The sequence below is a fragment of the Bradyrhizobium sp. Bra64 genome, assembly GCF_024519875.1.
Lineage (GTDB): Bacteria > Pseudomonadota > Alphaproteobacteria > Rhizobiales > Xanthobacteraceae > Bradyrhizobium > Bradyrhizobium japonicum_G.
Genome location: NZ_JALJRD010000003.1, coordinates 532,094 through 540,211 on the forward strand (window position 1 = coordinate 532,094; position 8,118 = coordinate 540,211).

An 8,118-nucleotide genomic window follows, 5' to 3' on the forward strand; every position below is an offset into this window, starting at 1 on the left:
AGACGCAGGTCAAACCGTCGGCAGATCGCGGAACTGGCTGACAGCTGACGCTGCCGGGCGCCGCCAGTTAAGCAACCTCACTTCGGTCTCTCGGCTGCGCGCCCAGAAGAATGTCACGATAGGACGAACGCTCGTCCCGATGCACAAGGCACCTTGGGGCCAAATGACAGCCCGCCGCGCGATAAGAAAACAGTCCGGTGATTGCCGCCCCTACTCCGCCGCCTGACGCACGTGGCGCGCGGTCGGCGTGCGCATGGTGACGAGTTCTTCGGCCGCGGTCGGATGCAGCGCAATCGTGGAATCGAAATCGGCCTTGGTCGCCTTCATCTTCACCGCGATCGCGACCGCCTGGGTGACCTCGGCGGCGGCATCGCCGACGATGTGGCAGCCAAGCACGCGGTCGGTCGAGCCGTCGACCACGAGCTTCATCAGCACGCGGGTGTCGCGGCCCGACATCGTCGCCTTGATCGGGCGGAACGTCGTCTTGTAGATGTCGACATGGCTGAACTGCGCCCGCGCCTCGGTCTCGGTAAGACCGACGGTGCCGACCTCCGGCTGCGAGAACACCGCAGTCGGGATGTTGGCGTGATCGACCCTGACCTCGCGCTTGCCGAACACGGTGTCGGCAAACGCATGCCCCTCGCGGATCGCGACCGGCGTCAGGTTGAAGCGGTGCGTGACGTCGCCGATCGCATAGATGCTGTCGACCGAGCTCTTCGAGAAATGATCGACCGCGATGCCGCCGTTCTTCGGATTGATGGTAACGCCGGCCTTCTCCAGGCCGAGATTGGCCACCGCCGGATGACGGCCGATCGCGAACATCACCTGGTCGGAGGCAAGGCTCGACCCGTTCGACAGATGCGTGGTGAATTCCTCGCCGTGGCGATCGACCTTCGCCACCGTGCAGCCGGTGAGGATGGTGATGCCCTGCTTCTCCATCTCGGCGCGGACGTGGGTGCGGACGTCCTCGTCAAAGCCGCGCAGGATGTTGTCGCCGCGGTAGATCACGGTGACGTCGGAGCCGAAGCCGGCGAAGATGCCGGCGAATTCCAGCGCGATGTAGCCGCCGCCCTGGATCACAATCCGCCTCGGCAGCTTCTTGAGGTGAAAGGCTTCGTTGGAGGAGATCACATGCTCGATGCCGGGGATGGAGGCGCCGTGATTGGGCGCTCCGCCGGTGGCGATCAGGATGTATCTTGCGGAGATCTTCCTGCCGTTCTCGAGCAGGCGGACGGTGTGCTCGTCCTCGATCACCGCGCGGCTCTTGACGATCTGCGCGCCCGATTTCTCGACATTGGCGGTGTAAGCCGCCTCGAGCCGCGCGATCTCCTTGTCCTTGTTGGCGATCAGCGTCGACCAGTCGAAGCTCGCGGGCGGAACGGTCCAGCCGAAACCGGCGGCGTCCTCGAGCTCGTGACGGAAATGCGAGCCGATCACGAACAGCTTCTTCGGCACGCAGCCGCGGATCACGCAGGTGCCGCCCATGCGGTACTCTTCCGCGATCATCACACGGGCGCCGTAGCCGGCCGCGATGCGGGCGGCACGCACGCCGCCCGAACCGCCACCGATGACGAAGAGGTCGACGTCGAATTCAGCCATTGTCCACTCCGACCTCTCCTAGAGCACGATCCGGATTCTGATCAGATAGGTTCGATCAGATCTCCTTGCCACGCTTGCGCATCTCGGCGCGGAAGGCGCCCATCACGATCTCGGAGAAGCTCTGGGCCCAGGAGTTCATGAAGGCCATGCTGAGGCCGATGGCGCGCGGCTCGGCGTCGATCAGTTTCTTGCCCAGCGGCGACTTGTAGAAGGTGACGAGATCCTTCAGCTCCTGCTCGGTGAACTCGCTGGCATAGATCTGCGCCATGCCATCGCCGATCTCGCTCTGGCGTCCCTGGAGCTGCTGGGCGACGATCGGGGCGACTTCGTTGAGATCCTTCTGGTAATTGAGGTTCTGCTGGGTCAGCACGCCCTTGGTCTTCTCGACGAGGCCGGGCACGGCGCCGGCATACATCGCAGCGGCGTTCTTGATCTGCAAAATCTCCTTGGCCGCAGCGAGCGCCGCCGGCGAAGCCTTCGGCACGCCCGGGGCCACCGCAGCCTTCGGGGCCGGCTGCTGGGCGACAGCCGGAACGGCTGCGACCGCCAGTCCCGCAGCGAGGGCCGCGGCCGGCAAGAATCTCAAAACGCTGTTCATTCCTAGTCTCCTTTCGGCTTTCGCCGTTCAACCACGCGAATCCCCTCGCCACCCGCCAAAACAGCCGAGCTGGCCAAGCCGATGAACAGACCATGCTCGACGACGCCGGGGATCGCGCTCAACGCCTTGGCGAGACGAGCCGGATCCACGATCTTTCCAAGCTGGGCATCGACGATCCAGTGGCCGCCATCGGTGACGAAAACGTGGCCATCCTTGCCCTTGCGGACCGCCATTTGCCCGGAAACGCCGCATTGCGCAAATGCCTTCTCGATCGCGCGGCGCGTCGCGCCGAGCCCGAACGGGATGACCTCGACCGGCAGCGGAAAGCGGCCGAGCGTCGGCACCCATTTGGTGTCGTCGGCAATCACGATCATGCGATCCGAAGCGGCCGCGACGATCTTCTCGCGCAGAAGCGCGCCCCCGCCACCCTTGATCAGATTGAGCTCGGGATCGATCTCGTCGGCGCCGTCGACGGTGATGTCGAGATGGTCGATCTCATCGAGCGTGGTCAGCGGCACGCCGCAGCGCGCCGCGTCGAGGCGCGTCGCCTCTGAGGTCGGCACGCCGATCACCTTGAGCCCGGCGGCGACGCGCTCGCCGAGCAGTTCGACGAAATGTTTCGCGGTCGAGCCGGTGCCGAGCCCGAGCTGCATGCCGTCACGCACCTCCTCGAGGGCGCGCGCCGCAGCCTGCCGCTTCAACTGGTCCATGTTCACGATGCGCCCGCCTCTGGATGAAGACCGTGCCGCCGATATAGCCGGTTGCGGCGGCCTATGTAGCCTCGTTTTTTCCGCCGGAACAGGCCTGCGGGCCTATCTTATAAGGTGATCTTATGGCTCCGGCCCTTGCGCCGGCGGGGCCGGACCGATAGCGCTTCCGACATGACCTCCCCCTACACCCTCGTCTTCGATCTCGACGGCACGCTTGTGGATACGGCGCCCGACCTGATCACCGCGCTGAATTACGTGCTCGACCGCGAAGGGCTGCCGCCCGTGCCGATGGCCTCGGCACGGAACATGATCGGCGCCGGCGCCCGCAAGCTGATCGAGCGGGGGCTGGAGGCCGAGGGCCGCACGGTCACGCCTTCGGACATGGACCGAATGACGGCGGATTTCATCGCTTATTATGCCGATCATATCGCGGTCGAATCCCGGCCCTTCGAGGGGCTGGAGGCCGCGCTCGACCATTTTGCCGCCCAGGGCCATCGGCTCGCGGTCTGCACCAACAAGCTGGAATGGCTGTCGAAGCGGCTGCTGGACCAGCTCGACCTCAGCAGGCGCTTCGCGGCGATCTGCGGCGCCGACACGTTTGGCGTCCAGAAGCCCGACCCGACCATTTTCCGCGAAACCGTGGCGCGCGCCGGCGGCGCGATCAAAGCCAGCATCATGGTCGGCGATGCCGGAACCGATGTCGGAGTGGCCCGCAGGGCCGGGGTGCCCGTGATCGGGGTCAGCTTCGGCTACACGGACGTGCCGATCGCCGAGCTGAAGCCGGACCGGCTGATCCATCACATGCGCGACCTGCCGGCCGCAGCCCATAGCCTGATGACGGCGTAGGCGCTCTCAACACGTTGATATGTCGTCGATATTCCGGGGAACCCTGCGTTAACCATCTATTAACTATGCGCAGCCCGCCGGTTGCCTGGCTGGAACGACGCCCCTAAGTTCGCTCGGGGATGTGGCGGTTCGTCGCAGAAGATTGGGATGGTCATGCGTCGTGTCAGCGCGATTGCGTTAGCGGGGGCGAGCCTCCTCGGGGCAACCAGCCTTGGCGGTTGCTCTTCAATGTCTTGGGACATGTTCAAATCGGCGCCGCCGACCGTCCAGGTCCGGCTCGAATCCAATCCCCCCGGGGCTGACGCCACGACCTCACTTGGTTCGGGCTGCAAAACCCCCTGCTCCGTCTCGGTTCCGGCCCCCGACGCCCCCTTCACGGTGGCTTTCGCCCTGCCCAAATACCAGCCGGTCAGCGTCCCGGTGAACGTGATCAAGAATCCCGGCGATTTCACCACACCCGCCTCGGTCACCACGGACCCCAGTCCGGTGTTCGCGGAACTTCAGCCGGCCGCCCCGCCGAAACCGGTCCGCAAGCCGCACCGGCCGAAGAAGCCGAAACCGGCTGCAGCCGCCGCACCGGCCGATGCTGCACCTGCTGCAGGATCGCCGTTCCCCGATCCGACCACGGGCAAGCGCTGACCCAAGCTTGGACCTGCGTCACGCTCGCGATTGTCCTTGGGCATCGCCATGCTTAGATTGCGTCCAGCGCGGCGTTGAAGCAAAGCTTTGCCGTCGCCGTAAGTGACAAGGCATTTGGTATGAACGGACTTTCCGCGAGCCCCCGAGCAGCGCTGTCGAGCGCCATGACCGATCCGTTCGGGCGGACCATCTCGTATTTGCGCGTGTCCGTCACCGACCGCTGCGACCTGCGCTGCTTCTATTGCATGTCGGAAGACATGACGTTCCTGCCCAAGGCGGACCTGTTGACGCTCGAAGAGCTCGACCGGCTCTGCTCGGCCTTCATCGCCAAGGGCGTGAAGAAGCTGCGGCTCACGGGCGGCGAGCCGCTGGTCCGTCGCAACGTGATGACGCTGGTGCGCTCGCTGTCGCGGCATCTGTCGAGCGGCGCCTTGAGCGAGCTGACGCTGACCACCAACGGCACCCAGCTTGCGAAATACGCCCAGGAGCTCGCCGATTGCGGCGTCCGCCGCATCAACGTCTCTCTCGACACGCTCGACCCGCGAAAGTTTCGCGAGATCACCCGCTGGGGCGAGATCGACAAGGTGCTGGAAGGCATCGAGGCCGCGCGCGCCGCGGGCCTCGCCGTGAAGATCAACGCCGTGGCCCTGAAGAACCTCAACGAGGAAGAGCTGCCCGAACTGATGCGCTGGGCCCACGGCAAGGGCATGGGCCTGACGCTCATCGAGGTCATGCCGATGGGCGAGATCGGCTCGGGCCGCATCGACCAGTATCTGCCGCTGTCGCTGGTGCGCGCGCGCCTCGCCCAGCAATTCACGTTGACGGACTTAAGCGAGACCACCGGCGGGCCGGCGCGCTATGTCAGCGTCGCCGAGACCGGCGGCAAGCTCGGCTTCATCACGCCGATGACCCACAATTTCTGCGAATCCTGCAACCGGGTGCGGATCACCTGCACGGGCACGCTGCACACCTGCCTCGGCCACGAGGACGCGTCCGATCTGCGCAAACCTCTGCGTGCATCCGATGACAATACGCTGCTTGCGGATGCGATCGACCGCGCCATTGGGCTGAAGCCGAAGGGCCACGATTTCATCATCGACCGCCGCCACGACCGCCCCAGCGTCTCCAGGCACATGAGCGTCACCGGCGGCTAGCGTCAACTTGTCTCTTCCGGGCGATTTCCCTTAACAATCAACAAACTTCCAATTGACGGACGGCACGCCCGCTGGTTTTGTGCGGCGGCCTCATGCCTGCGCGGCGAGACAAGCCGACGCGCCCAAGTCGGCGCAGACAAGACGGCCGGGGCATAAGCGGGGAGGACCTATCTTGACAGCGCTCCTGAAACTGAGCGGCGGCATCGACGCGTTTACACGCTGGACGGGCAAGCGCCTGGCCTGGTTGATTTTGGTCGCCGTGATCATCTCGGCGGTCAATGCGATCGTGCGCAAGACCTTCGACACGTCTTCGAATTCATGGCTCGAGCTGCAATGGGTGCTGTTCAGCATCGTCTTCCTGCTGTGCTCGTCCTGGACGCTACTGGACAACGAGCACATCCGGATCGACATCGTCAACGCCATGCTGCCGAAGCAGATGCGCAACGTCATCGACCTGGTCGGGCACCTGTTCTTCCTGATACCGCTGACCGTCGTCATGATCATCACCGGCGTACCGTTCTTCCTGCGTTCGTTCCAGATCAACGAGCAATCGGGCAATGCCGGCGGCTTGCCGCAATGGCCGGCCAAGTCACTCATCATGATCGGCTTCGCGATGCTGCTCGTTCAGGCCATCTCCGAGTTGATCAAGCGGATCGCCATCATGCGCGGCATGATTCCGGATCCTCACGAGTCGCAGGTTTCGGCGCTGGAGGCCGAGGTCGAGCATCTCGTTGAAGCGATCGAAAAGAAGTAATCGGCGAGCGGCCTTCGTAGGGGGATTCAATGACCGCGTTTATTATCGCCAATATGGCGCCGATCATGTTTGCGTCGCTGGTGGTCGTGCTGCTGCTCGGCTACCCGGCGGCATTTTCGCTCGGCGCCGTGGGGCTGTTCTTCGCCGTGATCGGCATCCAGCTCGGCGAATTCCATCCGGATTTCCTGCAGGCCCTGCCTGAACGCGTCTACGGCGTGATGAACAACGACACGCTGCTTGCCATTCCATTCTTCACTTTCATGGGACTGGTGCTCGAGCGCTCCGGAATGGCCGAGGATTTGCTCGACACCATCGGCCAGTTGTTCGGCACGATCCGCGGCGGCCTTGCCTATGCCGTCGTCTTCGTCGGCGCGCTGCTCGCGGCAACCACCGGCGTGGTCGCGGCATCGGTGATCTCGATGGGACTGATCTCCCTCCCGATCATGCTGCGCTACGGCTACGACCGCCGCGTGGCGACCGGCATCATCGCCGCGTCCGGCACGCTGGCCCAGATCATTCCGCCCTCGCTCGTTCTCATCGTGATGGCCGATCAGCTCGGCAAGTCGGTCGGCGACATGTACGAGGGCGCGTTCATACCGGGCCTCGTGCTCGCCGGCCTGTACGCGGGATATGCCTTTCTGGTCAGCCTGATCTTCCCGAAAGCGGTGCCGGGCCTGCCGAAGGAAGCGATCGGCTTCCGCGAGCAAGACGGCAGCCGTGGCCTGCCTTCGCTCGGCGTGCTGTTTCTCGCAAGCTGCGTGTTCGGATGGCTCATGATGCGAAATTCGGACACGCATGGCGCCGATTTCGTGGTGCTGAGCATGTTCTTCGGCATCCTGTTCGCGTTCGCCGTCGCAGTCGTGAACTGGATCGTCGACAAGCTCACCGGCTTCCGCTTCCTCTCGAAGATGGCGCAGCAGACGACGTTCGTGATGGTGCCGCCGCTGTTCCTGATCTTCCTGGTGCTGGGGACGATCTTCATCGGCGTCGCCACTCCGACGGAAGGCGGCGCGATGGGCGCAGCCGGCGCCCTCATTCTCGGCGCCATGAAGCGGCGGCTGACCTGGGACCTGGTTCGCCAGGCCACCGAATCGACGGCGAAGCTTTCGGCCTTCGTCGTCTTCATCCTGGTCGGTGCCCGCGTGTTCTCGCTGACTTTCTACGGCGTCAACGGCCATGTCTGGGTCGAGCATCTCCTGACCTCGCTGCCCGGCGGCCAGATCGGCTTCCTGCTCTTCGTCAACGCCTTCGTCTTCGTGCTGGCCTTCTTCCTCGATTTCTTCGAACTCGCCTTCATCGTGATTCCGCTGCTGGGGCCGGCTGCCGAGCATCTCGGCATCGACCTGATCTGGTTCGGCGTCATCCTCGGCGTCAACATGCAGACCTCGTTCATGCCCCCGCCATTCGGCTTTGCGTTGTTCTATCTGCGCTCGGTCGCGCCGAAGGAGCGCTACACCGACCGCGTCACCGGCAAGAGGATGGAGCCGGTCACGACGGGACAGATCTACTGGGGCGCCGTACCATTCGTCGTGATCCAGATCATCATGGTGGTGCTCGTGATCATGTTCCCGTCGATGGTGATGCATTACAAGGGCGAGCTGTCCACCGTCGATCCCAACACCATCAAGATCGAAATTCCGCAGATCGAGCTGCCGCCGCTCGATTTCGGCCAGCCGAAGCAGTAGCTGGCGCGGTTCCCGCCTAGCCCTCCCCCACAAGGCAGGGCTATCGCATATGACAGCGGGAGGTTTCCGAATGAGCTTGGCCTGCATGGTTCGAGACGCCCGCTTTGGCGGGCTCCTCACCCTGAGGGTCTGA

At 64.2% G+C, this 8,118-nt stretch carries 8 protein-coding genes; 5 read left to right on the forward strand and 3 right to left on the reverse strand.

Going from position 1 to position 8,118, the window contains the following annotated elements; all coding sequences use genetic code 11:
• Positions 1-210: 210 nt before the first annotated feature.
• Genes gor through rpiA form a run of 3 tightly spaced genes read right to left on the reverse strand, consistent with a single transcriptional unit; the run spans position 211 to position 2,913 of the window.
• A complete protein-coding gene (gor, locus tag NR187_RS14895) occupies positions 211-1,599 on the reverse strand; it encodes a glutathione-disulfide reductase (RefSeq protein ID WP_211383293.1) in 1,389 nt (462 codons plus the stop codon).
• A 55-nt stretch (positions 1,600-1,654) separates the two neighbouring features.
• Positions 1,655-2,197 (reverse strand): DUF2059 domain-containing protein, encoded by a 543-nt coding sequence (locus tag NR187_RS14900; RefSeq protein WP_211383292.1) that lies wholly within the window; start codon positions 2,195-2,197, stop codon positions 1,655-1,657.
• A gap of 2 nt (positions 2,198-2,199) precedes the next feature.
• Complete coding sequence (gene rpiA, locus NR187_RS14905) at positions 2,200-2,913, reverse strand: ribose-5-phosphate isomerase RpiA (RefSeq protein ID WP_211383291.1); 714 nt, start codon at positions 2,911-2,913, stop codon at positions 2,200-2,202.
• A gap of 165 nt (positions 2,914-3,078) precedes the next feature.
• On the opposite strand from rpiA, the gene NR187_RS14910 reads away from it, so the two are divergent.
• From NR187_RS14910 to NR187_RS14930, 5 genes are all read left to right on the forward strand, one after another.
• Positions 3,079-3,753, forward strand: coding sequence for an HAD-IA family hydrolase (locus NR187_RS14910; RefSeq protein WP_211383290.1), 675 nt, complete (start codon positions 3,079-3,081; stop codon positions 3,751-3,753).
• A gap of 153 nt (positions 3,754-3,906) precedes the next feature.
• On the forward strand, positions 3,907-4,392 hold the full coding sequence (locus tag NR187_RS14915; protein ID WP_211383553.1) for a hypothetical protein: 486 nt from the start codon (positions 3,907-3,909) through the stop codon (positions 4,390-4,392).
• A 119-nt stretch (positions 4,393-4,511) separates the two neighbouring features.
• The gene (gene moaA / locus NR187_RS14920) at positions 4,512-5,546 is read left to right on the forward strand and encodes a GTP 3',8-cyclase MoaA (RefSeq protein ID WP_211383289.1); all 1,035 of its coding nucleotides are present in this window, start codon (positions 4,512-4,514) and stop codon (positions 5,544-5,546) included.
• Between the two features lie 172 nt (positions 5,547-5,718).
• Positions 5,719-6,300, forward strand: coding sequence for a TRAP transporter small permease subunit (locus tag NR187_RS14925; protein ID WP_211383288.1), 582 nt, complete (start codon positions 5,719-5,721; stop codon positions 6,298-6,300).
• Positions 6,301-6,329: 29 nt separating this feature from the next.
• Entirely contained in the window at positions 6,330-7,985 is a 1,656-nt protein-coding gene (locus tag NR187_RS14930; protein ID WP_256806910.1) for a TRAP transporter large permease subunit, read from the forward strand.
• Positions 7,986-8,118 lie beyond the last annotated feature (133 nt).